Annotated in this window: 20 protein-coding genes; 11 read left to right on the forward strand and 9 right to left on the reverse strand. The window is 45.6% G+C overall.

The window, feature by feature from the left end; all coding sequences use genetic code 11:
* Positions 1–17 precede the first annotated feature (17 nt).
* Positions 18–623 (reverse strand): LuxR/HapR/OpaR family quorum-sensing transcriptional regulator, encoded by a 606-nt coding sequence (locus AB4484_RS09780; protein WP_019824386.1) that lies wholly within the window; start codon positions 621–623, stop codon positions 18–20.
* Positions 624–960: 337 nt separating this feature from the next.
* Between AB4484_RS09780 and hpt the strand changes: the two genes are divergently transcribed.
* Positions 961–1,491 (forward strand): hypoxanthine phosphoribosyltransferase, encoded by a 531-nt coding sequence (gene hpt / locus AB4484_RS09785; protein ID WP_017059438.1) that lies wholly within the window; start codon positions 961–963, stop codon positions 1,489–1,491.
* Positions 1,492–1,565: 74 nt separating this feature from the next.
* Here hpt and can read toward each other — a convergent pair whose 3' ends face one another.
* Positions 1,566–2,234: a carbonate dehydratase gene (gene can, locus AB4484_RS09790; protein WP_017059437.1), complete on the reverse strand. Its 669-nt coding sequence runs from the start codon at positions 2,232–2,234 to the stop codon at positions 1,566–1,568.
* Between the two features lie 286 nt (positions 2,235–2,520).
* Between can and AB4484_RS09795 the strand changes: the two genes are divergently transcribed.
* The 3 genes from AB4484_RS09795 (at position 2,521) to AB4484_RS09805 (ending at position 6,177) form a co-directional block, all read left to right on the forward strand.
* A complete protein-coding gene (locus AB4484_RS09795; RefSeq protein ID WP_372077891.1) occupies positions 2,521–4,137 on the forward strand; it encodes a SulP family inorganic anion transporter in 1,617 nt (538 codons plus the stop codon).
* A gap of 350 nt (positions 4,138–4,487) precedes the next feature.
* The gene (locus AB4484_RS09800; protein WP_017059435.1) at positions 4,488–5,405 is read left to right on the forward strand and encodes an ABC transporter ATP-binding protein; all 918 of its coding nucleotides are present in this window, start codon (positions 4,488–4,490) and stop codon (positions 5,403–5,405) included.
* A gap of 1 nt (position 5,406) precedes the next feature.
* The gene (locus AB4484_RS09805) at positions 5,407–6,177 is read left to right on the forward strand and encodes an ABC transporter permease (protein WP_010435987.1); all 771 of its coding nucleotides are present in this window, start codon (positions 5,407–5,409) and stop codon (positions 6,175–6,177) included.
* A 135-nt stretch (positions 6,178–6,312) separates the two neighbouring features.
* Here the strand turns inward: AB4484_RS09805 and panC are convergent, their stop codons facing one another.
* The 7 genes from panC to sfsA form a co-directional block, all read right to left on the reverse strand.
* A complete protein-coding gene (panC, locus tag AB4484_RS09810) occupies positions 6,313–7,203 on the reverse strand; it encodes a pantoate--beta-alanine ligase (RefSeq protein ID WP_048615611.1) in 891 nt (296 codons plus the stop codon).
* Positions 7,204–7,211: 8 nt separating this feature from the next.
* Positions 7,212–8,006: a 3-methyl-2-oxobutanoate hydroxymethyltransferase gene (gene panB / locus AB4484_RS09815; protein WP_048605732.1), complete on the reverse strand. Its 795-nt coding sequence runs from the start codon at positions 8,004–8,006 to the stop codon at positions 7,212–7,214.
* Positions 8,007–8,028: 22 nt separating this feature from the next.
* Positions 8,029–8,514: a 2-amino-4-hydroxy-6-hydroxymethyldihydropteridine diphosphokinase gene (gene folK, locus AB4484_RS09820; protein ID WP_004735459.1), complete on the reverse strand. Its 486-nt coding sequence runs from the start codon at positions 8,512–8,514 to the stop codon at positions 8,029–8,031.
* Complete coding sequence (gene pcnB / locus AB4484_RS09825; protein ID WP_017059432.1) at positions 8,511–9,866, reverse strand: polynucleotide adenylyltransferase PcnB; 1,356 nt, start codon at positions 9,864–9,866, stop codon at positions 8,511–8,513. The genes folK and pcnB overlap by 4 nt, the downstream gene beginning before the upstream one ends.
* Before the next feature lie 183 nt (positions 9,867–10,049).
* Positions 10,050–10,925: a tRNA glutamyl-Q(34) synthetase GluQRS gene (gluQRS, locus tag AB4484_RS09830; protein ID WP_059020146.1), complete on the reverse strand. Its 876-nt coding sequence runs from the start codon at positions 10,923–10,925 to the stop codon at positions 10,050–10,052.
* Positions 10,926–11,124: 199 nt separating this feature from the next.
* The gene (dksA, locus tag AB4484_RS09835; protein WP_004738189.1) at positions 11,125–11,571 is read right to left on the reverse strand and encodes an RNA polymerase-binding protein DksA; all 447 of its coding nucleotides are present in this window, start codon (positions 11,569–11,571) and stop codon (positions 11,125–11,127) included.
* 135 nt (positions 11,572–11,706) lie between these two features.
* Entirely contained in the window at positions 11,707–12,432 is a 726-nt protein-coding gene (gene sfsA / locus AB4484_RS09840) for a DNA/RNA nuclease SfsA (protein WP_017066814.1), read from the reverse strand.
* Between the two features lie 34 nt (positions 12,433–12,466).
* On the opposite strand from sfsA, the gene hrpB reads away from it, so the two are divergent.
* From hrpB to AB4484_RS09875, 7 genes are all read left to right on the forward strand, one after another.
* Entirely contained in the window at positions 12,467–14,965 is a 2,499-nt protein-coding gene (hrpB, locus tag AB4484_RS09845; protein ID WP_372077826.1) for an ATP-dependent helicase HrpB, read from the forward strand.
* Positions 14,962–17,361 (forward strand): penicillin-binding protein 1B, encoded by a 2,400-nt coding sequence (mrcB, locus tag AB4484_RS09850; protein WP_372077827.1) that lies wholly within the window; start codon positions 14,962–14,964, stop codon positions 17,359–17,361. The genes hrpB and mrcB overlap by 4 nt, the downstream gene beginning before the upstream one ends.
* Positions 17,362–17,399: 38 nt before the next feature.
* The gene (locus AB4484_RS09855) at positions 17,400–19,733 is read left to right on the forward strand and encodes a patatin-like phospholipase family protein (RefSeq protein ID WP_372077829.1); all 2,334 of its coding nucleotides are present in this window, start codon (positions 17,400–17,402) and stop codon (positions 19,731–19,733) included.
* Positions 19,734–20,005: 272 nt separating this feature from the next.
* Positions 20,006–22,594, forward strand: coding sequence for a bifunctional aconitate hydratase 2/2-methylisocitrate dehydratase (gene acnB, locus AB4484_RS09860; protein WP_372077831.1), 2,589 nt, complete (start codon positions 20,006–20,008; stop codon positions 22,592–22,594).
* Positions 22,595–22,769: 175 nt separating this feature from the next.
* Complete coding sequence (locus tag AB4484_RS09865) at positions 22,770–23,138, forward strand: YacL family protein (protein ID WP_372077833.1); 369 nt, start codon at positions 22,770–22,772, stop codon at positions 23,136–23,138.
* Between the two features lie 239 nt (positions 23,139–23,377).
* Positions 23,378–23,716 (forward strand): P-II family nitrogen regulator, encoded by a 339-nt coding sequence (gene glnK, locus AB4484_RS09870; protein ID WP_004738200.1) that lies wholly within the window; start codon positions 23,378–23,380, stop codon positions 23,714–23,716.
* Positions 23,717–23,743: 27 nt separating this feature from the next.
* Entirely contained in the window at positions 23,744–24,973 is a 1,230-nt protein-coding gene (locus AB4484_RS09875; protein WP_048605711.1) for an ammonium transporter, read from the forward strand.
* Positions 24,974–25,048: the final 75 nt, after the last annotated feature.

Here is a 25,048-nt window from a genome sequence, read left to right on the forward strand (position 1 = left end):
AATCTCGAATCTCGAATCTACTTATAAATGCACAGCATGTTCAAGTAGCTATCCGTTAAGCTTGAAAGCTCTTCTGGTGTTTCTACACGTTTCGCTTGGATGAATAGCGAGTAGCAAATGCCGTGGAATAGGTTCGCTAGGTGTTTAGGGTCGTGATCGTCACAAACTTCGCCACGTTCAATCGCTTTGCTAAACATGTTTTGTACTAACATTTGGTTAGTGCGGTTAGTTGTTACGAATAGCGGCCATACTTCATCACGAGTCGAAGCGCTCCATTCGAACCATACATTTAACCAATGGCTATCTTGAGCCACTAACGTCACCATTTCAGTCGCAATATTATGTAGGTTTTGTTTTGCGTGAATATCCAGGTCGATATTGTCTGAAAGGAAGTTAGAGAATTGGCGTACAACGTGATTTAGTACTTCATCAACCAGATCTTCACGGGTAGGGAAGTAATTAAATACAGTTGCGACAGACACCTGAGCGATGTCTGCAATATCAGCGTGTCCACCACGACCGATACCGCGGCGAGAGAATACCTCAAGAGCGATTTCCATCAATTGAAGTTTTCTTTTTAAAGGTGAAAGCCTAGTTCTAGGTCTCTTAGATATTGAGTCCATTTTATTTTCCTTGCCAACGAAATTTTTATATTAATGATTTTATTATTATTTAAGCCAAGATGAGTGTAATGGTGCATATGCGAATGGTCAATCCTTTCAGCTTGTTTTATAGACAGTTACATCAAACTTGATACATAAAGCGTGATCAGCATTGATGTGAAAGGAGACGAGTATTGGATAAGGCACCAGCGCACATTTCGTGGAGAATCTGACAGTAAATTCGAATCATAAGGTGGTGTGGGTATTTGAGCAGTGCTAGACTTACGCACAAAATTGAGCGACACAACTGACGAAACTGTCAACATTCGTCGCAATCACCAAATAGAATGAGAGCAGTATGAAGCATACAGTTGAAGTCATGATCTCTGAGCAAGAAGTTCAGGATCGAGTGAACGAACTAGGCAAACAGATCACGGAACACTACAACGGTAGTGAAGATCTAGTTTTAGTTGGCTTATTGCGTGGATCTTTTGTCTTTATGGCAGATCTTGCTCGTGCTATCGATTTAACTCACCAAGTTGATTTCATGACCGCGTCTAGCTACGGCAACGGCATGGAAAGCTCACGTGATGTTCGTATTTTGAAAGACCTTGATGATGATATCCAAGGTAAAGACGTTCTACTTGTAGAAGATATTATCGATACAGGTAACACGCTGACTAAAGTAAAAGAGATTCTGAGCCTACGTGGTCCTAAGTCTATCGAAATTTGTACGCTACTAGACAAGCCTTCTCGCCGTGAAGTGACTGTAGATACAAAATGGATTGGTTTTGAAATCCCAGACGAGTTTGTTGTTGGTGTTGGTATCGACTACGCACAAAAATATCGTCACCTACCGTACATCGGTAAGGTAGTACCTCAAGAGTAATCATTACGCTTGTGGTGTAGAAGTCATTAAAAAGCCCGCTTGATGCGGGCTTTTTGTATTTATTCCGGAAGGAGTTAGCTTTGTTGACTAAGAAGAGGTGTCGTTAAGATCTTGTTTAATGCATCTAAATGACTGTTCTCTAGGGTATCGTTACTTGAGCAACGTACGCCAAGGTCCTGCAGCTTGCCATCGCCAATACCATAAACCACACCGTGGATTTCAACGTCTTGGCCACGCTCCCACGCATTCTGCATAATGGTTGAGTTGCCTAGGTTATAAACCTGTTCTGCGACGTTAATTTCGCACAACTTGTCACCCCATTGCTCACGAGGAAGCCCCTCGATTTGCTTACGGTATTTTAGGTAATTGTCACGGATGTGAAGTAACCAGTTGTTGATAAGACCAAGTTTAGGGTTATCAATCGCCGCATTAACACCGCCACAGCCGTAGTGGCCACAGACAATGATGTGTTTAACTTTGAGTACATCGACGGCGTACTGTACCACTGAGAGGCAGTTTAGGTCGGTATGAACCACTTGGTTCGCCACATTTCGGTGAACAAACAGTTCGCCAGAATACAAACCAGTGAGACGCTCGGCCGGAACACGGCTATCTGAGCAGCCAATCCATAGAAAACCAGGGCTTTGACCCTCTTCAAGCGTTGTAAAATACTCAGGTCGTTGAGATCGAATTTCTTCTGACCATTTAGAGTTGTTTTCAAAAAGCTGTTTAATCTCTGGCATTTTGCGTCTTACATCCCTTAATTAAGAATCTCAACTATACACAATGTTACAAATTCAATCTCGTAAAAACTGTGTCAAATAGTACTCATCTGACGTGTACTCGTCGTTAAAATCATTAACTTAGCGTAGAAGCTATGATCTGGTTATAAGACATTAATAATGTGATTGAATTAACACTTTCTGAACACTTGATACATTTGTTAAAGTGATAAGGTTTGTCATTTCATCATCAGGAAGGTGTGTTTTGTTTGGAAGTCGTTTTACGGATATCAATCTCAAAGGGGACATGTTTGGTGGTGTTACTACAGCCATCATTTCATTACCTTTAGCATTGGCATTTGGTGTTGCTTCTGGTGCGGGCGCGGAAGCTGGCCTTTGGGGCGCCATCATGGTTGGCCTATTTGCTGCATTGTTTGGTGGCTCGAGCAGCCTGATCTCTGAACCGACCGGCCCGATGACGGTGATCATGACAGCCGTAATGACCAGTATGGTCGCGAAATACCCTGAAACTGGCATGGCAATGACCTTCACAGTCGTGATGATGGCAGGTGCATTTCAGATATTGCTTGGCACGTTAAAGCTCGGGAAATACGTGACTTTGATGCCATATAGCGTGATCTCCGGATTTATGTCGGGTATCGGCGTTATTCTAATTATTCTTCAGTTGTCTCCTTTATTAGGACATGCCGCACCTTCTGGTGGGGTGATGGGCACGCTCTCTGCACTTCCTGATACGCTAGCAAACTTAAAAGTGAGTGAACTGTTTTTGGGTGCTTTGACGCTCGGTATTCTTTTTGGCTTCCCCGCTAAGTATCGTAAGTATGTACCTGCTCAACTGGTCGCTTTGGTTGCTGTGACACTCTTGTCCGTCATTATTTTTGATACCGACTCTATTCGCCGTATTGGTGAAATCCCAGCGGGTTTACCCTCTCTCGTTATTCCTACGATCAGCGCTGAACAGTTCACTACTATGGTTATCGATGCCTTGGTGCTTGGTACATTAGGTTGTATTGATACGCTTTTGACCGCGGTTATCGGAGATTCATTGACTCGTAAAGAGCATGACTCAGACAAAGAGCTTCGTGGCCAAGGCATTGCCAATATGATCTCTGGCCTGTTTGGTGCGCTACCTGGCGCGGGTGCTACGATGGGTACCGTGACCAATATTCAAGTGGGAGCGCGTTCTCCGCTTTCCGGTGTTATTCGAGCTTTAGTACTTGCGCTCGTGGTATTGGTTGCAGGTGGCTTAACAGAACCGATTCCTATGGCAGTGCTGGCTGGTATCGCGATGTATGTTGGTTTCAATATCCTAGATTGGAGTTTTATCCAGCGCGCGCACAAGGTCAGTTATGCCGGCATGGGCGTGATGTACGGCGTGATGCTACTGACTGTGTTTGTCGACTTGATTATTGCCGTTGGACTGGGCGTGTTTATCTCGAACATTCTGATTATTGAAAGATTGAGTCGAGAGCAAGCCAGACAAGTTAAGGCGATCAGTGATGGTGATGATGAAGATGACATCCCATTGACCGATAGCGAACGTCAGTTACTCGATAGTGCCAATGGTAAGGTGCTCTTCTTCTATCTTTCAGGGCCGATGATATTCAGCGTTTCAAAGGCAATTTCACGCCAGCACTCAAGTATCTCTGACTATGAAGCGATGATTCTAGACCTGACCGATGTCCCTATGATTGATGTCACTGTTGGTCTTGCGCTAGAGAATGCGATTAAAGATGCATTGGATGCGCAGTGTGAGGTGTACCTGCTGTGTCCTAATGAGAATACTCGTCAGCAACTAGAGAAGTTCCACGTGATTGACCTAGTGCCGGAATCCAATACTTATCGATTCAGATATGAAGCCCTGACGGCAGCAACAAGCTATGTCGATAGAGATGAACATTAATTTGAGTCAGTTTAATTTTCAGTAATAATCGGATATGAATGAGCTGATATGAATAAGCTATAGACGCTCACTTCAAGACTGATCATTAATGCCGTTAAGTGAATCACTTAGCGGCATTTTTATATTTATTGCACGTTGATTTGGCCTCCACGTATCCAAGACGCTTATTTGTTTTCGAAAGAAACTCTCACACGATATTTGTATTAATCGTCAATCAACGATAAACTTATTTGCAAAATGGCCGAGTAAACAAGTTTGGGTTAGTTTTCTGCTAGCTCGTTTTAAGCATTACTCTCTTCCTCAAGCTCGGTCGTCTACATCTTATCTATAGCAAATGGCAGTCTATCTCTATGTATGCATTAGAAATTGAGCAATTAAGAAAAACTTATGCTGGGGGCTTCGAGGCTCTGAAGGGCGTTAGTTTACAAGTAGAAAAAGGCGACTTTTACGCACTACTTGGTCCCAATGGTGCGGGTAAATCAACCACCATTGGTGTTATCTCTTCATTGGTAAATAAAACGTCAGGCAAGGTTAAAGTGTTCGGCTACGACATTGATACCGATCTGGAATTGGCGAAGCAGAACTTAGGCCTTGTGCCTCAAGAGTTTAACTTTAACCCGTTTGAGACCGTTGAACAGATCGTGCTGCAACAAGCGGGTTATTACGGCGTGCCAAAAGCCTTAGCGAAAGAGCGAGCGAAAAAGTACCTATCTCAACTCGATCTGTGGGAAAAGCGTGGCGAACGTGCGCGTAACTTGTCTGGTGGTATGAAGCGTCGTTTGATGATCGCGCGTGCATTGATGCATGAACCTCATTTGTTGATCCTTGATGAACCGACAGCAGGCGTTGATATTGAACTACGTCGTTCAATGTGGGAATTCCTAAAAGAGATCAATGAGAAGCAGGGCATTACCATTATCTTGACCACGCACTACCTAGAAGAAGCAGAAATGCTGTGTCGCAACATTGGTATCATCAATCGCGGTGAGCTGATTGAGAACACAACAATGAAAGCGCTGTTGGGTAAATTGAGTGCTGAGACCTTTATTCTGGATCTGGAAGAGGGCACGACCGAACCTAAGCTTGAAGGCGTGAATAGCCAAGTGATGGTCAATGGTTCGCTAGAAATCGAAATCGACAAGAACCTAGGTTTGAATACCATCTTTGCTCAATTGAGCGAGCAACAGGTTAAAGTCCTCTCTATGCGTAACAAAGCAAACCGTCTAGAAGAGCTATTTGTGAGTATCGTCCGTGAGGGGAGTAAATAATATGTACAGCCTATATTGGACAGCTTTCTGCAGTTTGTTGACCAAAGAGATCAATCGCTTTACTCGTATCTGGGTGCAAACTCTGGTGCCGCCAGCGATTACCATGACGCTTTACTTCATCATCTTCGGTAACCTGATTGGTGCGCGTATTGGTGAAATGAACGGCTTTAGCTACATGGAATACATTGTTCCCGGCCTGATCATGATGTCGGTGATCACCAACTCATACTCCAACGTTGCTTCATCGTTCTTTAGTGCCAAGTTCCAGAAGAATATTGAAGAGCTGCTTGTAGCACCTGTTCCTAACTACGTGATTATCGCCGGCTTCGTAATGGGCGGCGTGGTTCGTGGCTTGTTAGTGGGCACCATAGTAACGTTCGTGTCGTTGTTCTTTGTCGACTTACAAGTTGACCATTGGGGCGTGATCATTGCGACGGTATTTTTAACATCAGTTGTGTTCGCTTTGGGTGGCTTGATTAACGCGGTATTCGCACGCACGTTTGATGATATCTCTATTATCCCAACCTTTATCTTAACACCGCTGACTTACCTGGGTGGTGTGTTCTACTCAATTAGCCTGTTGCCTGAGTTCTGGCAAGGTGTATCGAAGTTGAACCCTATCGTGTACATGGTTAACGCGTTCAGATATGGCTTCTTGGGAGTGTCTGATGTGGGTATCGTGACGTCATTTGGCGTACTAGGCGTGTTTATCGTGCTGTTGTATGGCATTGCACACTACTTAGTAACAAAGGGTATTGGCTTACGTAGCTAACTTTTAGTTATCCAGGGTCTATTAATTATCCTGAATGACAGGCAAAGAAAAAGGTCGATATTACATCGACCTTTTTTGTATCTTTCGTTTGTGCTTTGCGTTAGAAGCTGGTTTACGTAAAGAGAAGAAAGCGGATTACTCAGCCGTTTCTTCTTTCACTTCTTCTTTGGTTTCCGTTACCAAATCGAGAACTTGGTTATCGATAAGACGGGTCTTACCTAGGAAAGCCGACATTAGAATCACTGCTTGAGTTGATTCTGAAGTGATTGCTTGCAGTGTTTTCGCATCGCAGATGAAGATCTCATCAGGTTGAAGATCTGCAGCGCGTAGCTGGTCAGTAGCATCTTCAATCACTGATGCGTAATCATCGCGACCACCACGAATAGCGCTGCTGATCCAGCGCATAGTGCGCGCTAGAACGGGAGCTCGTTGGCGCTCGTCAATCGTTAGGTTGCTATTGCGAGAGCTCATTGCCAAACCATCCATTTCACGAACGGTAGCAACGCCGACAACTTCAATGTCTAACGCTAAGTCAGTGGTCATCTGGCGAATAACAGCAAGTTGCTGGAAGTCTTTCTCGCCGAAGCATGCAAAGTCTGGCTGAACGATATTAAACAGTTTAGTGACAATGGTTGAAACACCACGGAAGTGACCTGGGCGAGAGGCACCTTCAAGCATGTGAGATATGCCAGGGACCTCAACAAACGTCTGCTTGTCTAATCCATCTGGGTACATCACCTCTGGCGTTGGTGTAAATACTAGCTCAACACCTTCGCCTGTTAGTTTGCTTAAATCTGCTTCTAACGTGCGAGGGTAGTTGTTTAGGTCGTCGGCACGGTCAAACTGCATTGGGTTTACAAAGATGCTTACCACAACGATGTCGGCCAGTTCACGAGCTTTCTTTACCAGAGTCAGGTGGCCTTCATGCAGGTTTCCCATTGTCGGTACAAAAGCAACCGTACGTCCATCACGCTTAAACTGTTTAATCTGCTCACGAAGAGCCGCTATTTCAGCAAAAGTTTGCATACTTACTCCTAAGCGATTGTATGAGCTTCATCAGGGAAGCGCGCGCTCTCTACTTCTTCTTTGTATAGAGCTACTGCCTTACGCATATCACCTGTTTCTGCTAGGAAGTTCTTAGAGAACTTCGGCATGTAGTTCGCAGAAATACCGAACATGTCATGCATAACCAAGATCTGACCATCGGTAACATTACCTGCGCCGATACCGATAACCGGTACGTCACAAGCTTCTGTAATTCGTTTTGCCAATGAAGCTGGCACGCATTCAAGTAGAACGATTTGAGCGCCTGCGTTTTGCAGTGCTAATGCGTCAGCAACCATTTTGTCGGCTTGCTCGTCGTCACGACCTTGAATCTTGTAACCACCAAAAATGTTCACAGACTGAGGCGTTAAGCCTAAGTGTGCACATACTGGTACTGCACGTTCTGTTAGCATCTTCACAGTATCAACCAACCAGCTTCCGCCTTCGATTTTTACCATGTTCGCACCAGCACGCATCAAAGTCGCTGAGCTCTCACAAGCTTGCTCAGGCGTTGCGTAGCTCATGAAAGGCAAGTCAGCCATAAGAAGACAATTTGGGCTACCAGCACGCACTGAGCGAGTATGGTAAGCAATGTCTTCAACGGTTACTGGTAATGTATCGTTATGGCCTTGTAAAACCATACCCAGTGAATCACCGACAAGCAGAACTGGCATTTCTTGGCTTTCGAATAATTGAGCAAAGCTCGCATCATAAGCTGTCGAAGTCGCGAATTTACGGCCTTCACGTTTGCATTTGATCAGGTCGTTAATGGTTACTTTTTTCATTGGTTTTCCTTAATGCGCTTGGCTATTGTTGCCAAACATTGAGCCCGTTCTTATCTACTATTTTCAGCAGTTCTGTCAGCTCAGTCCCATCAGGGAGTTGTAAACTTGGTGCGATTTCAGCAAGCGGGTAGAGTACAAACTCTCGTTCTTTCATTCCATAATGAGGAACGATTAAGCGCTCTGAATCGATCACCTCATTGCCGTATAGCACAATGTCGAGATCCAAGGTTCTTGGTCCCCAACGTTCGTCTTTACGGACGCGCCCTTGCTCTAGTTCGATCTTTTGAGTGCAATCAAGCAGTTCAATTGGCGTTAATTCGGTTTGGATAGCGACTACCGCGTTGATGTAGTCTGGTTGATTTTGCGGTCCCATTGGAGTGCTACTATATAGCTGAGAGGTCGCAATAAACGTTGATCGCGGTAGGCTTTTTAGCGTTTCGATAGCCAAATTTGCTTGGCTAACTGGGTCGGCGAGGTTACTGCCGACCGCAATGTAAGCAGTTATCATTCGGATTGCTTACTCTTTTTGTTTCGGTAAGTCTTACGGCGACGATGGCCTGACTTTGATGGTGCTGCAACGTCGTTAGCCATTGCTTGACGCATGTTGCGACCTGCAGTCTGATAACGCTCCCACCATTTTGCTAACTCTTTGGTTTCGCCACCTTCAATCTCACCACGCATTTCTAGGAAATCGTAGCCTGCACGGAACTTGTTGAGCTCCATTAGACGAACAGCGCGTTTACCGTTACGGCGAGGCAGTCGAAGTTGCAGTTGCCAAACTTCGCGAATGGTTGCGGTGTGACGACGAGGAATAGCAATAGACTTTACTTGCTGATCAAGAATGATGTTACTCGCTTCCATGATCGCATCGTAGTGTGCCATACCCTGTTCAGCGACAAGTTTGTCTGCCAGCTTGTTCATCGGGTACCAAAGCATTGCTGCGAACATGAATGCTGGGTTTACTCGCTTACCATCTTCGATGCGAAGGTCGGTTGAATCGAGAACCAAATCAAGCATCTGCTCTGTGTGAGAGTCGTAATCTTCTGTGAAGTGCTCAGCTACCGCTGGGAACATCTGTTGGAACAGGTTGTACTCGCGCATCAGGTGGTAGGTTTCTAAACCGTGGCCTGATTGCAGTAATTTTAGAGACTCTTCGTAAAGGCGCGCTGCTGGGATGTCTCTTAGAAGGTGAGCTAACTCTTCAATCGGGTCAGCCGTGTCTTCTTCGATGTCGAAATCCAGTTTAGCGGCGAAGCGCATCGCACGTAGCATACGTACTGGGTCTTCGCGGTAACGCGTTTCTGGATCACCAATCAGGCGGATCAGCTTATCTTCTAAATCTTCTACACCACCCGCGTAATCGTGGATGCTGTAGTCTGCAATGTTGTAGTACATCGCGTTGATTGTGAAATCACGACGCTCTGCATCTTCATCAACACTGCCGTACACGTTATCGCGCAGTAGCATGCCTTCTTTCGATTGTGCAGAAACGTTTTTCGATGGTTCTTGGTGGTGACCACGGAAAGTTGCCACTTCAATGATGTCACGACCAAACATGATATGTGCCAAGCGGAAACGGCGACCGATAAGGCGACAGTTTCTGAAGAGGTGTTTGATCTGCTCTGGCGTTGCGTTGGTCGCAATATCAAAATCTTTTGGCTGAGAGCCTAATAAGATATCGCGCACACCACCACCGACTAGAAATGCGTCAAAACCCGCACCATTCAGGCGATATAGCACTTTTAGTGCGTTGTCGCTGATCTGCTTGCGTGAAATATTGTGCTCTTGACGAGTATAAATATTCAGAGCTAATTCGTGGAATCCGCGTTGTTCGCTTGGGGTATTGTCGTTTGTATTCATTAGTTTAGAACAAAGTAGGTATCGCCAACTTTGTTTTTCTCTTAGTCCAAAGTGGTAGTGCAGAGTTTAATTGCGGCTAATAATAGCTTAGCGCGAGCCATTTGAGAACATCGTCTGCTTAACCACAGTGGTTGGTTATGGCATTTTTATGTGTCGTTTTTGCTATTTGCCGTGAGTTTCGAGCTAATTACAATGCTCTTTTTGTAAACTATCAGGTAACTGACTGACGTTCCATTGTTGGCAGCCCCACAATAAAATCTCATCCATTGAAGCCTCACAAAGAGCCGTCGGGATATCAAAACCTAAGAATCGCATCGCGTTGAGTAACGTTGGTTTTGGGTTATCGAGATCTATCGCGGTGGCATGGTTCTGTTTTGACAGTTTATTCCCCAAGCCATCGGTTGCCAATGGTAAGTGCAAGTAGCTTACTGTTTTTTGTTTGAGCGTCTTATACAAACTGATTTGTCGACCGGTTGGTTCTATCAGGTCTGCGCCTCTTACTACTTCTGTTACTCCTTGTTCGATGTCATCAAGGACAACGGCCAAGTTATAGGCAAACAATCCATCTCTGCGTTTAATAATAAAATCTTCTGCAGCTAGTGCTTTAGGGATTTGAATGGTGCCGTGGCGAACATCATCAAAGGACTCTACTGGAAAGTCCATGCACAAGCGCACCGCCTGTTCACCTGAATCGATTAGGCCTACATCTCGACAGTGACCATTGTAAAAGCCGCCCAAAGCTTTTATCTGCTTGCGGGTGCATTGGCAGTAGTAGGCTTGATTGTCAGCAACCCATTGATCGATTTGAGCTTGATACAAGTCATGACGCTGGCTTTGATAGACGACTTCACCATCCCAAAATAGATGGTAAGCCTCAAGCGTCTTAAGAATGAGGTCTGCAGCGCCGGCCATTTCTCTTGGTGGATCTAGGTCTTCCATACGAACTAACCATTTTCCTTGGTTAGATTTCGCTTGAAAGTAGCTACCAAGAGCAGCAACAAGTGAGCCAAAATGAAGAGGACCTGACGGTGATGGTGCAAAGCGCCCGATATAATTCATGAGTGAACAACCTAATCTAAATGGTACCGCAGTAGCCGATTCTTAAGACGTTTAACAAGAGCTTTAATGCCTAGAACCAAGGTTTGATGTATGGAACTAAGGCTTAAAGCTGCTATTTACTATCAAGCGTGTGAAATACTTCGCTTGGATAACAAACAAAAAAGGGAGCCAAGGCTCCCTTTCTTTACATCTGCAAGAATTAACCTTGCATCTGTTTCTCTTTGATCTCTGCAAGTGTTTTACAGTCAATACAAAGATCAGCAGTTGGACGAGCTTCAAGGCGACGAATGCCAATCTCGATACCGCAAGAATCACAGAAGCCGAAATCGTCTTCTTCGATCTTGTCTAATGTCTTCTCAATTTTTTTGATAAGACGACGCTCACGGTCACGGTTACGTAACTCTAGGCTGAATTCTTCTTCTTGAGAAGCACGGTCAACTGGGTCTGGGAAATTCGCTGCTTCGTCCTGCATGTGGTGCACAGTACGATCAACTTCTTCCCTGAGCTGGTTGCGCCAAGCTGCTAAAATTTTTGTAAAATGTTCCGTTTGCTCAGGTGACATGTACTCTTCACCTGGCTTCTCTTGGTACGGTTCAACACCTGCGATGGCTAGGATGCCTAGCGCTTTTTTCTTAGATTCTGGCATACAGCATCTCCTATTTACACCTAGTCAACTGCAAAGCAGCTAATTTTAAGGCGGGTATCTATAGCAGAAAGAACGAATGGTGGCAAATACTCTTATTCAAACTTGCAATCAATGTGATTAGTTCAGCATCTTTGCTTAGCTATTGATAAATTCAACAGCTTGTTTTAGTTGTATTTGAGTACTGCTGAGCTCTGCTTTATAGCAAAGCACTTCAACTCCAGCGTCTTGTGCTTGTTTTAGTAATAACGAATATTTGGCGTCTATATGGTGTGCCGCAGACACTTTTTCAATACCTGAATGTAAAACAGTGAATAAAAGTACGGCTCTATTTCCAGATTCGACCATTTCTGTGAGTTCACGCAGATGTTTTTGGCCTCTGGTTGTGACCGCATCAGGGAAAAAACCTTGCCCTTTTGTTGACGTTTCTTGCTCGTCGAGCAAAGTGACGCTTTTCACTTCGATATAGCAAGGCGGCTTTTCGTTATCTTCAAGCAGAATATCAATGCGACTATTCTCACTGCCATATTTCACTTCGGTTCGTAACGCGTTATAACCTAAGAGTTCAACTATAGTCCCATTTTCAATTGCTTCCACTGCTAGCTGGTTTGCCCGCGCAGTATTTACACAAATACGATGACCTTTGTCTGTTTCTGAGATCTCCCAGCTGTTTGGGTACTTTCTTTTTGCATTATCGGAGGTTGAGTACCACACCGTATTGCCAGGAGTCGCACATCCTGTCATCGCTCCAGTGTTAGCGCAGTGAATAGTACGCTCGCTACCGTCTGGAAGTTGGATGTCAGTGAGGAAACGTTTATAGCGTTTAATAAGAGTCGCTGGCTCTAATGGCGGATTGAAGTGCATATTACTTATTTAGACAGGTAGGTTTTTATGTACAATGTTGCCAACATTACACCACAAGGTTCTCCCATTGCCACAACTGCCCATAGAAGCTGTGATGCCAGATCTGCTCGCTGGCGTAGAAACACACACTCAACTTATTCTAAAGGCCGCTCCCGGTGCGGGTAAGTCAACATTCTTCCCTTTACAGTTAGTTAAGACCAACGCCGTTCAAGGCAAAATCATTATGCTTGAACCGAGGCGTTTGGCGGCAAGGAATATTGCCACTTACTTAGCGAGCCAATTGGGAGAAAAGGTGGGGGAGAGCATTGGCTTTAGAGTCCGTGGTGAATCTAAAACTAGCAGTGCAACTCGCTTGGAAATCGTCACCGAAGGGATCATGACGAGAATGATCCAAACCGACCCTGAATTAACTGGGGTTGATATGGTGATCTTTGATGAATTTCATGAGCGCAGCATTCACGCCGATACCGCATTGGCGTTTAGCTTGGAGATCCAAGAGGCGTTGCGTGACGATCTAAAAGTGGTTGTGATGTCGGCAACCTTAGATCAACAAGCACTGCAAACTTTGCTACCGAATGCCAAATACGTTGAATCACAAGGTCGCACCTTTCCGGTCGATTTCCGTTATCAGCCTCTTAACGCAAATGAATATCTAGCCCCTAAAATGGCCAGCGTGATTCGTTCTCTGATGGAGAAAGAGTCAGGCTCACTTCTGGCCTTTTTGCCGGGCGTTTCTGCGATTAAGCAGGTGGAATCTCAACTAGAGCAACTTGCCAGTGATATCGATGTGTGTCCTCTGTATGGGCAACTCAGCTTTCCTCAACAGCAGAAAGCGATCGCGCCATCAGAGAAAGGGCGTCGAAAGGTGGTGTTAGCGACCAATATTGCTGAGACTTCTTTGACGATTGAAGGCATTCGATTGGTGGTTGATTCCGGGCTTGAACGTGTGGCGAAGTTCGATCTGAAAACCGGTATTACGAAGCTTGAGCAAGTGAAAACCTCGCAATCTTCTGCTGAACAACGAGCAGGCCGTGCGGGACGAATGGAAGAGGGCTTGTGCGTCCGTTTGTACAGCGAAACGCAACTTATTCAGCAACCGGCTGTACCAGAACCTGAAATTCTTCATTCTGATTTGTCTTCGTTGGTGTCTGAATTGACGCAATGGGGAGCTGCGAGTGCCGATGAACTGCAATGGTTAGACGTTCCGCCCAAAGCTTCTATTGGGCAAGCCAAGCAACTCTTACAGACTCTTGAATTATTAGACGAGAATGGTCAATTTACTGCACTAGGAAAACAGGCTCAACGTTTAGGTCTAGAGCCTCGTATTGGCAGCATGTTAGTTAAAGCGCAGCAAGGTAGTCCTGCTCTGTTGAATGTCGCGATTGTTGCTGCTGCTTTGTTGGAAGAGCCGGAACGCAATGTGACGGATATTCAACACTCTTTGCACCGATTTAAGCAAAGAAAACATTCCAAAAATAGCGTTGTGATGCAGCGAGCGAAAAGTCTCGCGAGCAAACTCAATCATCACTTAGATTTGTCACAAGCTGACGAATCATTGCTACCATTAGTGCTTTGTTTTGCCTTCCCAGACCGGATTGCACAAGTGAGAAGCGCGACCAGCAGTGCTTTCCTTCTAGCGAATGGCCATGGCGCTGAGGTTCGTGACGATGACCCATTGGCGAACAATGACTATATCGTAGTGATTGATTTGATGCGCAGCACAGGACGAGCCAGTCAAATTTTCTTAGCCGCCGCGGTTGATATCGCGCAGCTAGAAGCTGAATTTCCAAAGCTGTTTGTGCGTTCCGATTACGCCGATTGGGATGAGAAACGTGGCCGTTTAGTGGCTGAGCAGCGAGTGTCTCTGGGCAAGTTGATTATCAGCACCAAAGCTTTACCTGATCCCGATGCGAATCAGGCGAGCCAAGCGCTGCTCAATTATGTCGCTCGATGCGGGCTGGATCGCTTAAATTGGACAGCTTCGGCTAAGCAGTTGGTTGAGCGTGTACGCTGTGCAGCGCTTTGGATGCCTGAGCATGATTGGCCAGCAATGGACGATGCGAGTTTGATTGAACACCTTGATGAGTGGCTATCTCCGTATTTGAATGGCATTAAGTCGGCAAAAGGGCTGGCTAGTGTTTCGATTGAACAGGCATTGTCGGCTTATCTTGGCTGGCCTTTGAATCAAGAAATAGACCAATGGCTGCCAACGCAGTACCTGATGCCGACCGGCAGTAAGAAGGCCATTCGTTATCAATATCAATCTGAACCCGTGATCTCAGTGCGGATGCAGGAAGTCTTTGGTGAACAAGACTCGCCATTGATCGCACAAGGGCGTAAAAAAGTAGTGCTTGAGCTCCTTTCTCCAGCACAGCGACCACTACAAATTACTCAAGATTTAGCCGGCTTTTGGGCTGGCGCGTACAAAGAAGTACAAAAAGAGATGAAGGGCCGTTACCCAAAACATCCTTGGCCGGATGACCCAGCTAACCATGTAGCAACCACTAAAACCAAACGACAGTTGAATCGATGATGACCAAAATGTTAACGCCAAAAAAGGCACCACCTAAAAAAGCGCCAGCAAAGAAGTCACCAGCGACCAAAGCCAAGCCAAGAAAACCAAGAGCGGCTGCGAAAAAGACCAAACCTAAGGCTAAGAAATCTGGCAAAAGAGGTTGGTTGAAGATCCTATGGGGCATTTCTTGGAAAGCGGGCTTAGCGCTTGCGGCATTGCTGTTGTTCGTCGGTATTTATCTTGATTCTGTGGTCAAACAGCGCTTTGAAGGTCAGCTGTTTGATTTACCAACCGTGGTTTATGCGCGAGTGCTAAATCTGTCTCCGGGAACTCCGGTGAGTTTGGTGCAGGTTAAGAATGAGCTCGATGTACTTAATTATCGTAAGGTGAATGCGCCTCGTCACCCGGGCGAATACTCTTCTTCTTCAACCAAGATTGAAATGATTCGTCGTCCGTTCGAGTTTGTCGATGGACCGGAAGCGGATCGTCATGTGATGCTGCATTTCAATGGTAACGAGTTAACTCGTATTCAGTCGCTAGAGAAGAAAGGCGACATGGGTTATTTGCGTGTTGAACCGAAAATGCTTGGCATGCTTGAGAAAAGTAACGATGAGCAGCGCCTGTTCTTAAAACGTAATCAGTTCCCAGAAGTGATGGTTGATGCCTTATTAGCAACCGAAGACCGAAATTTCTATCAACACGATGGTGTGTCGCCACTGGCCATCGCTCGTGCAATGGTCGTTAACGTCAAAGCTGGGCGAACGGTACAAGGTGGTAGTACGCTGACACAACAGTTGGCAAAAAACCTGTTCTTGTCCAGTGAACGTACATTGTGGCGTAAGGTCCGTGAAGCCTACATTGCACTTATCTTGGACCATCGTTACAGCAAAGATCGAATCCTAGAGGCTTACTTAAACGAGGTTTACCTTGGGCAAAATGGTGGGCAAGCGATTCATGGCTTCGGTTTAGCGTCTCGCTTGTACTTCGGTCAGCCCATTCAAGAGCTGCGTATCGATCAGCTAGCACTGCTTGTTGGTATGGTGAAAGGACCGTCGTATTACAATCCGGTTCGTTATCCTGAGCGTGCCAAGACTCGACGCGATCTGGTTCTTCGCTTATTGATGCAGCAAGACATATTAACTCCACGACAATACGAAGAAGCGGCGAGTCGTGATTTGGATATTCAAGACAACCCACGCATTGCTAGCCGTCAGCCCGCTTACTTCCAACAAGTAAACATTGAGCTTAAGAAGTATGTCGGCGATCGATTTGAGGCGAAAAAAGGGATTCGAGTCTTCACCTCTCTGGATCCAGTCTCCCAAGACAAGTTAGAGAAGTCGATTGCACGTAAGGTGCCTGATTTATCGAAAACCGCAGGTAACAAACTGGAAGCTGCGGCTATTGCCGTGGATAGAAATACCGGTGAAATCCGAGCGATGGTCGGTGGTAAGCGTACTGGCTACGATGGCTTTAACCGTGCCTTGAACGCGAGTCGTCCTATTGGTTCTTTGGTTAAGCCTGCAATCTACTTAACCGCACTAGAGCAACCCCAGAAGTACACGTTGGCGACAACATTGAAGGACACGCCACTGAGCTTGAAAGGCAGTAAAGGCAGCGTGTGGAGCCCGAGAAACTTCGATCGCAAGTTCCGTGGCGATGTGCCCTTGTATGTGGCGCTTTCTAAGTCTTATAACGTACCTACTGTTCGTTTAGGCATGCAATTAGGCATTGATAGTGTCTCGGATACGATTGGAAAACTGGGGGTCGATAAAAATGAAATTCGCCCAGTACCGTCGATGTTTTTGGGTTCGTTCTCACTGACTCCGTTCCAAGTCGCGCAGATGTATCAAACCATTACCAATTCTGGGCGTATCGCACCTTTGTCTGCGCTTCGATCTGTGGTTGATAACGATGGTGAGGTTTTGTATCAGTCGATTCCTCGTGTATCACAAAGCGTCGACCAGCAAGCCGCTTGGTTAACAACCTATGCAATGAAACGTGGCGTATCGGAAGGTACGGGTCGTTTCCTACAAGGCCAGTTTGCATGGGCAGGATTAGCTGGCAAGACCGGTACCAGTAATGACAGCCGAGACAGTTGGTTCGTGGGCGTTGATGGCCGTGAAGTGACGACCATCTGGTTAGGGCGTGATGACAACAAGCCGACTAAGCTTACTGGTTCGAGTGGTGCGTTACGTGTTTATGCCGATTATCTGAAACAGAGAACTCCCGAGCAGTTATTGCTGCCTTGGCCGACAGGCATTATCACAGCCAGCTTTACTCGAACTTCTGAAGGGGCTTTAGAGTTTGATTGTGATGGCGCAGTCAAACTGCCAGTTTGGGATGAGGATGGAAACATTAAAAAGGGCTGTGAAAGTCAACCAAAACAGTGGCTAAAGAAGCTTTTTCAGTGGTAAAGTCGTAACAGGAAAGAATGACAAGGACAGTTAAAATAATGATTTCTCGTTGGTTAGTGAGTGGCTTAGGCATTGTCGGTACTGTGATCAGTTTTCAGCTGTTTGCATCCACTGCGACACAGGTTGATCAATCTCAGCAGGCTGAGCAAGCTCATAAAAGGCCAACCGTTGCTGTCGTTCTTGCTGGTGGTGGGGCAAAAGGTGCAGCTCACATTGGTGTGCTTAAAGCCCTAGAAGAGATGAAAATTCCGGTTGATTACATTACCGGTACCAGTATGGGCTCATACGTTGGTGGTCTTTATGCGACAGGGATGAGCGCAGACGAGATCGAGAGCTTTATTTATACGGTCGATTGGAATCGCGGTTATCGTGATCGCGTTAACCGTAGTGATCGCCGTGTACGTGACAAAGAATATGAAGACCGCTACCAACTGAACACCGACCTCGGTTTAGGTTGGGGTGAAATCAAAGCAAGGAAAGGGGTGGTGCAAGGCCAGAATATGTTGCGTATTCTGCGTGAGACCACAGGTAATCTATCCTCATTCGATTCTTTCGACCATCTTGCTATTCCATACCGTTCCGTCGCAACCGACATTATCGAACTTGAAGAGGTGGTCATCGACCATGGTCACCTTGTTGATGCCATGATGGCCAGTATGTCAGTTCCCGGCGCGCTTCCTCCTTATGAACTCGATGGTCGAATGCTGGTTGATGGTGGTGTCACCAATAACATGCCCGTCGACGTTGCCAGAGCGATGGGTGCAGACATCGTCATTGCGGTGGATATCAGTACCAACTACAAAGGCAAAGATGATTTCACGAATTTTCTAGCGGCAGCTGATCAACTCTCTAATTATCTTGTTCAACGCAGCACCCAAGAGCAAGCTGAAACACTCACAGACGACGATGTTTTCCTGCGCCCAGATGTTGGGGAAATGGAGACGACAGAATTTGATAAAATGCCATCGGCTTTCCTCGCGGGCTATGAAGCCGCTAAGCAGCATACTGATGAACTTTCTAAGCTATCGCTCTCAAATGCCGATTATCAGCATTATATCGAGGACAAACAAAAAGCACGCAGACAGCTGAAACACGGCGATCAGACCATCGTTGACCGAGTTGTGATCAATAACAACACCCACTATTCCGATAAGCTGATCGAAAACCGTTTAAACCTTGATTCAGGTGAGGTTCTGAAGACCAGTGAGATTGAATCTAAAGTACAAGACCTCTATGCGCTAGATAGATTCGAGTTGGTGACGTATGAATTTGACACAGTGGATGGCGAGGAGCAACTGCAGGTCAATGTGAACGAAAAATCTTGGGGGCCAAACTACCTCAATTTTCGATTCTTTCTTGAGGATGACTTCTCGACTACCAGTCAGTACTCGATTGGTGTTTCAGCCAACTTTACCGATATCAACTCGCACGGTGCAGAGCTAAGAACCAATATCGAGATGGGAACGGATAAACGAATTGAGGCTGAACTTTACTCGCCATTCTTTTCGAGTCAAAAATTGTTCACTTCTGCATCGATTACTTATAGCAAGGAAAACAGAAACCTACCAGCGGGTGAGGGCGAGATTGGAGAGCCGTCGCTAGATGTAACTAAAGACTATCTACCAATGGCGTATAGCGAGTATATCGGTGAATTGGCATTAGGCTATCAACCGACCTTATGGCAAGAGCTGAAGTTTGGTGTTCGTTATACTGATGGGGATGTTGAGGTATCTTCGTTACCTTCGTTAGGTAATGGTGGTTACACGCGTATTGGTGGATTTATCAATTATCGATTGGATACTTTGGATAACTTCAGCTTGCCTACCAAGGGCTACTTTGTCGATTTAGAATACCTTGTCTCTCATGATGATTTTGAAAATGGTAGTGAGATCGGAGATAGTGAATTAGCTTCTGGAAGCGATACGGTTTATGAGCTTTCGGCTAATTTCATGGCAGCAAAGAGTATCGAGAAGCATACTCTAGTCGCAAAACTTGATTATGGCATTGTAGAAAGTAAAAACTCTGTTTTCCCTATCGATCCCAAGGAGCTTGGTGGCTTCTTAAACCTGTCAGGTATTCCAAGGAACAGTATGATTGGTCAGAACTTGGCCTACACCAGCCTTATCTATCGTTATAAGTGGTTTGAAAATGACTTCGGCCTCTTTGAATCACCATTCTACGTGGGCGCATCCATTGAGCATGGTGGTGTTTGGTCGAACAATGATTTGAGTATTGATGAAGCGCCAATGTACACCGCGGGTTCTGTTTTCGCGGGTGTCGATTCACCAATCGGGCCGATCATTTTAGCTTATGGCCGAACCGAAGATAATTTCGATTCGGTGTATCTGATTGTAGGTACGTCCTACAAATAACCATGCGCAGAGTCGCCATTTAAGTGCGTAATTAGGCAAAAATAGTGGGACTTTCGTCTTAACTTGCTATGTTGGTCAAAATGATAAGATTTTAATTTAACGTTAAATTTGCTATTCTACCGCCCACAGTTTGGCCTCTATGACGCCGCTCATCAATACAAATTGAATGACAAAAATGGCAATGGAGAGCCAAGTTTCCAAGGATGTTCACTTCTTTATTTTACTAACAATTATGAAGGGAAGAAGTGAACCGCAATGAGAGGAAAAAAGTCGTGCTTGAAGCCTACCGTAAACACGTCGAAGAACGTGCTGCCGAAGGAGTTGTTCCAAAACCACTAGATGCTGAGCAGGTAGCTGGCCTAGTTGAACTTCTGAAGAATCCACCTCAAGGTGAAGAAGAAATCGTTCTTGACCTACTAGAAAATCGCATTCCACCGGGTGTAGATGAAGCTGCTTACGTAAAAGCTGGCTTCCTTACGGCTATCACTAAAGGTGAAGTAGCTTCTCCACTAGTAAGCAAAGCAAAAGCTGCAGAACTGCTTGGTACTATGCAAGGCGGTTACAACATCGAATCTCTAGTATCTCTACTAGACGATGCTGAGCTTGCTCCAATCGCTGTTAAAGCGCTATCTCATACTCTACTGATGTTCGATGCGTTCTATGACGTAGAAGAGAAAGCGAAAGCTGGCAATGCATCTGCACAACAAGTACTTCAATCTTGGGCTGATGCTGAATGGTTTACAGCGAAAAACAAAGTAGCGGAAAAGATCACCGTTAAAGTATTTAAAGTTACCGGTGAAACGAACACTGATGACTTATCTCCAGCGCCTGATGCATGGTCACGTCCTGATATCCCAGTACACGCGAAAGCGATGCTGAAGATGGAACGTGATGGTATTACTCCTGATGAACAGGGTAGCGTTGGTCCAATCAATCAAATTGAAGAAATGCAAAAAGATGGCATTACACTGGCTTACGTTGGTGATGTTGTTGGTACAGGTTCTTCACGTAAATCGGCAACAAACTCAGTACTTTGGTTCATGGGTGAAGATATCCCATTCGTACCAAACAAGCGTACTGGCGGTGTTTGTCTTGGTGGTAAAATTGCACCAATCTTCTACAACACAATGGAAGATTCAGGCGCACTACCCATTGAACTGAACGTACAAGATATGAACATGGGCGATATCATTGATATCTACCCGTACGAAGGTGTTGTTCACAAGAACGGTTCTGTGATTTCAAACTTTGAGCTAAGCAAAGTACTTCTTGATGAAGTGCGTGCTGGTGGCCGTATTCCACTGATCATCGGTCGTGGTCTAACGGGTCGTGCTCGTGACGCTCTAGGTCTAGCTGAAACGGATCTGTTTGCTAAACCAATCGATCCATCTGCATCTGATAAAGGCTACACGCTAGCTCAGAAGATGGTTGGTAAAGCATGTGGCGTTGAAGGTGTTCGTGCTGGTCAGTACTGTGAACCTAAAATGACGACAGTCGGTTCTCAAGATACGACCGGTCCTATGACTCGTGATGAGCTTAAAGATCTGGCGTGTCTTGGTTTCTCTGCAGACCTTGTAATGCAGTCTTTCTGTCACACATCGGCATACCCTAAACCGGTAGATGTAAACACTCACCATACGCTACCTGATTTCATCATGAACCGTGCGGGTGTTTCACTTCGTCCGGGTGATGGCGTTATCCACTCATGGCTAAACCGTATGCTTCTTCCTGATACTGTAGGTACAGGTGGTGACTCGCATACTCGTTTCCCTCTAGGTATTTCATTCCCTGCGGGTTCTGGCTTGGTAGCATTTGCTGCAGCAACAGGCGTTATGCCTCTTGATATGCCTGAATCTATCTTGGTTCGCTTTAAAGGTGAAATGCAACCGGGTATCACGCTACGTGACCTCGTACATGCCATTCCTCTTTACGGCATCAAGCAAGGTCTACTAACGGTAGAGAAAGCCGGTAAGATCAACGAATTCTCTGGTCGTGTACTAGAAATTGAAGGTGTTGAGCACTTATCTGTTGAGCAAGCATTTGAGCTTTCTGATGCATCTGCTGAGCGTTCTGCTGCAGGTTGTACGGTTAAGCTATCTCAAGAGTCTATCGATGAGTACCTGAACTCGAACATCGTGATGCTTAAGTGGATGATTGCTGAAGGTTACGGTGATGTTCGTACGATTGAGCGTCGTATTACGGCAATGGAAGAGTGGTTAGCGAACCCTGAGTTGCTATCTGCTGATTCAGATGCGGAATACGCGCATGTTATTGAGATTGATCTCGCTGATATCGATCAACCAATCCTATGTGCACCAAACGATCCAGATGATGCTCGTCTTCTTTCTGACGTTCAAGGTACTGAGATTCAAGAAGTGTTCATCGGCTCTTGTATGACCAACATCGGTCACTTCCGTGCTGCAGGTAAGATGCTAGAAGAGTTTAACGGCTCGCTAAATACTCGCCTATGGGTGGCTCCGCCAACGAAGATGGATAAAGACCAACTGACAGAAGAGGGCTATTACGGCATCTTCGGTCGTGCTGGGGTACGTATCGAAACTCCTGGCTGTTCACTATGTATGGGTAACCAAGCTCGTGTTGCTGATGCTTCGACGGTTATGTCGACGTCAACGCGTAACTTCCCGAACCGCTTAGGTAATGGCGCGAACGTTTATCTGGCTTCTGCTGAGCTTTCTGCTGTTGGCGCGATTCTAGGTCGCATCCCAACGAAAGAAGAGTACTTAGAGTACGCTGAGAAGATTAATGCAACCGCTGCTGATACATACCGTTACCTGAACTTCCATAAAATGGGTCAGTACACGGACAAAGCAGACACGGTTATCTTCCAAGAGCCTGCGTAATCGCTGACTGACTAAGTAACTGATTGAACGCCTTCTATTCGTAGAAGGCGTTTTTTTATGTCTGAATACTGGACGACGAGCGACTCGATCTCTTGATGACTTCGCTATATACTCTCGCCTCATTTTTGCCACAACCCTTTTATTGAGCCTCTTTTTATTAGAGCTTTGGAGCCTTATGGAATTCGAATTTACTAGAAACACTCTAATGGGTGAATACTATGTGAAATGCAGCATGGGCCATGAGATTGTTGGCCGTTGGCTTCAAGAAGAGATCGGTAAAGATAAGCAGAAATTAGATCATGTGATGGCGTTGATTGAGCAATCTCGACAGGACCTGAGCAATGAAGTGACGCTGCTTGGCAAAGAGATTAGCCTTGCGATCAATGAAGATGAAGTAACGATTCAAGAAAACGTGTTAGCGCATGAGCAAGAGATAGAAGAGGGCAGTGAATTCGACTTCTATAACTGTGAAAGCCAAGCAAGCTGCGGAATCGATGATTTCGAACTGCTCATCGAACGCTGGATGGATTTTTTAGGTTACTAGTCTCTAATACCTATTTGTTAGTCACTCAGAGCTTTGAAGGCTCCGTTGCCCAAAACTGGAGCAACAATAGTGCAACGCATTAAGATAGTGAAAAGGCCGCACCATATTGGTGCGGCCTTTTTCGTTATTACGAACTTATTATCTTCATGTTGTTTAAAATCAATAGTTTAACTTTTTGGCACGCTACTTGGATTGTAATAAGAGAATTAACGGATTAAGTAAGAATTTAAGGAACGAATATGAAATTAATAAATGCCATTGTTAAGCCATTCAAATTAGACGATGTACGCGAAGCGCTCTCTGATGTGGGTATTGAAGGTATGACTGTTTCTGAAGTGAAAGGCTTTGGTCGTCAGAAGGGACACACAGAATTGTATCGTGGTGCAGAATACCAAGTGGATTTCCTACCAAAGGTGAAGCTAGAGATTGCTACCCAAGCTGAGAATGTTGACCGAGTTGTTGAAGCGATTAGCCAAGCGGCACACACCGGAAAAATCGGCGACGGCAAAATTTTTGTGTATGACCTAAGCCAAGCCGTACGAATTCGTACTGGTGAAATGGATGCTGAAGCACTTTAAAGAATTACAAGGACTGGAGACTTTAATATGGAACTTACAACAACAGTAACGGAACTACGTTACGCACTAGACACTTTTTTCTTCCTCATTTCAGGTGCGTTGGTAATGTGGATGGCAGCAGGCTTCGCGATGTTAGAAGCTGGCCTAGTTCGTTCAAAGAACACCACAGAAATTTTAACTAAGAACATCTGTTTGTACGCAATTGCTTGTACAGCTTTCTTAGTGGTTGGTTACAACATCATGTATGTCGACAACGGTGAAGGCGGTTGGTTACCATCATTTGGTACTCTAATTGGTACACAAGGTGAAGGCGCAGACCACTCTCTAGAATCAGACTTCTTCTTCCAGGTAGTATTCGTTGCAACAGCAATGTCTGTAGTATCTGGTGCGGTTGCTGAGCGCATGAAGCTTTGGTCATTCCTAATCTTCTCTGTAGTACTAACAGCGTTCATTTACCCAGTTGAAGGTTACTGGACTTGGGGCGGCGGTTTCCTATCAGAAGCGGGTTTCAGTGACTTCGCAGGTTCAGGTATCGTACACATGGCTGGTGCAGCAGCAGCGTTGGCTGGTGTTTTACTACTCGGTGCTCGTAAAGGTAAATACGGTAAGAACGGTGAAATCTACCCGATTCCTGGTTCAAACATGCCACTTGCAACGCTAGGTACATTTATCCTTTGGTTTGGTTGGTTCGGTTTCAACGGCGGTTCTCAACTGATGGTTTCGGATTTTGAGAACGCAACAGCAGTAGGTCAAATCTTCCTTAACACCAACGCAGCAGCAGCAGCGGGCGCAATTGCAGCACTACTAGTATGTAAAACAACTTGGGGTAAAGCAGACCTAACAATGATTCTTAACGGCGCGTTAGCGGGCCTAGTAGCAATCACTGCAGACCCTCTATCACCATCACCTCTATTTGCTGTAGCGATTGGTTCGGTATCTGGTGCATTGGTTGTATTCAGCATCATCGCTCTAGACAAAGCTAAGATTGATGATCCAGTAGGTGCTATCTCTGTACACGGTGTATGTGGTTTCTTCGGTCTAATGGCTGTGCCACTGAGCAACGCTGATGCAACGTTTGGTGCTCAACTATTAGGTGCAGCAGTCATCTTTGCATGGGTATTCGGTGCTAGCTTAGCGGTATGGGCAGTGCTTAAAGCAACAATCGGTATCCGAGTAACGGAAGATGAAGAACTTGAAGGTATGGACATGCACGATTGTGGTGTCGGCGCTTACCCTGAGTTTGTATCAGTAAAATAATCAACAGTCGTCGCCTAATCTGAATGAGTTAGGTTGGACAAAGAAAGCCCCGTAACTCTTGTTGCGGGGCTTTGT

Origin of the sequence: Vibrio sp. 10N.261.46.A3 (assembly GCF_041472995.1) — a bacterium.
GTDB classification, from domain to species: Bacteria; Pseudomonadota; Gammaproteobacteria; order Enterobacterales; family Vibrionaceae; genus Vibrio; species Vibrio coralliirubri.

Excerpts from the sequence above, each read along its gene's own strand:
- AB4484_RS09805 (WP_010435987.1), top strand. The coding sequence starts at position 5,407 with ATGTACAGCCTATATTGGACAGCTTTCTGCAGTTTGTTGACCAAAGAG.
- AB4484_RS09855 (WP_372077829.1), top strand. The coding sequence starts at position 17,400 with ATGATTTCTCGTTGGTTAGTGAGTGGCTTAGGCATTGTCGGTACTGTG.
- mrcB (WP_372077827.1), top strand. The coding sequence starts at position 14,962 with ATGATGACCAAAATGTTAACGCCAAAAAAGGCACCACCTAAAAAAGCG.
- dksA (WP_004738189.1), bottom strand. The coding sequence starts at position 11,571 with ATGCCAGAATCTAAGAAAAAAGCGCTAGGCATCCTAGCCATCGCAGGT.
- panC (WP_048615611.1), bottom strand. The coding sequence starts at position 7,203 with ATGCAAACTTTTGCTGAAATAGCGGCTCTTCGTGAGCAGATTAAACAG.
- AB4484_RS09865 (WP_372077833.1), top strand. The coding sequence starts at position 22,770 with ATGGAATTCGAATTTACTAGAAACACTCTAATGGGTGAATACTATGTG.
- AB4484_RS09875 (WP_048605711.1), top strand. The coding sequence starts at position 23,744 with ATGGAACTTACAACAACAGTAACGGAACTACGTTACGCACTAGACACT.
- pcnB (WP_017059432.1), bottom strand. The coding sequence starts at position 9,866 with ATGAATACAAACGACAATACCCCAAGCGAACAACGCGGATTCCACGAA.
- hrpB (WP_372077826.1), top strand. The coding sequence starts at position 12,467 with ATGTTGCCAACATTACACCACAAGGTTCTCCCATTGCCACAACTGCCC.
- sfsA (WP_017066814.1), bottom strand. The coding sequence starts at position 12,432 with ATGCACTTCAATCCGCCATTAGAGCCAGCGACTCTTATTAAACGCTAT.
- panB (WP_048605732.1), bottom strand. The coding sequence starts at position 8,006 with ATGAAAAAAGTAACCATTAACGACCTGATCAAATGCAAACGTGAAGGC.
- glnK (WP_004738200.1), top strand. The coding sequence starts at position 23,378 with ATGAAATTAATAAATGCCATTGTTAAGCCATTCAAATTAGACGATGTA.
- gluQRS (WP_059020146.1), bottom strand. The coding sequence starts at position 10,925 with ATGAATTATATCGGGCGCTTTGCACCATCACCGTCAGGTCCTCTTCAT.
- AB4484_RS09795 (WP_372077891.1), top strand. The coding sequence starts at position 2,521 with ATGTTTGGTGGTGTTACTACAGCCATCATTTCATTACCTTTAGCATTG.
- AB4484_RS09780 (WP_019824386.1), bottom strand. The coding sequence starts at position 623 with ATGGACTCAATATCTAAGAGACCTAGAACTAGGCTTTCACCTTTAAAA.
- AB4484_RS09800 (WP_017059435.1), top strand. The coding sequence starts at position 4,488 with ATGTATGCATTAGAAATTGAGCAATTAAGAAAAACTTATGCTGGGGGC.
- hpt (WP_017059438.1), top strand. The coding sequence starts at position 961 with ATGAAGCATACAGTTGAAGTCATGATCTCTGAGCAAGAAGTTCAGGAT.
- can (WP_017059437.1), bottom strand. The coding sequence starts at position 2,234 with ATGCCAGAGATTAAACAGCTTTTTGAAAACAACTCTAAATGGTCAGAA.
- folK (WP_004735459.1), bottom strand. The coding sequence starts at position 8,514 with ATGATAACTGCTTACATTGCGGTCGGCAGTAACCTCGCCGACCCAGTT.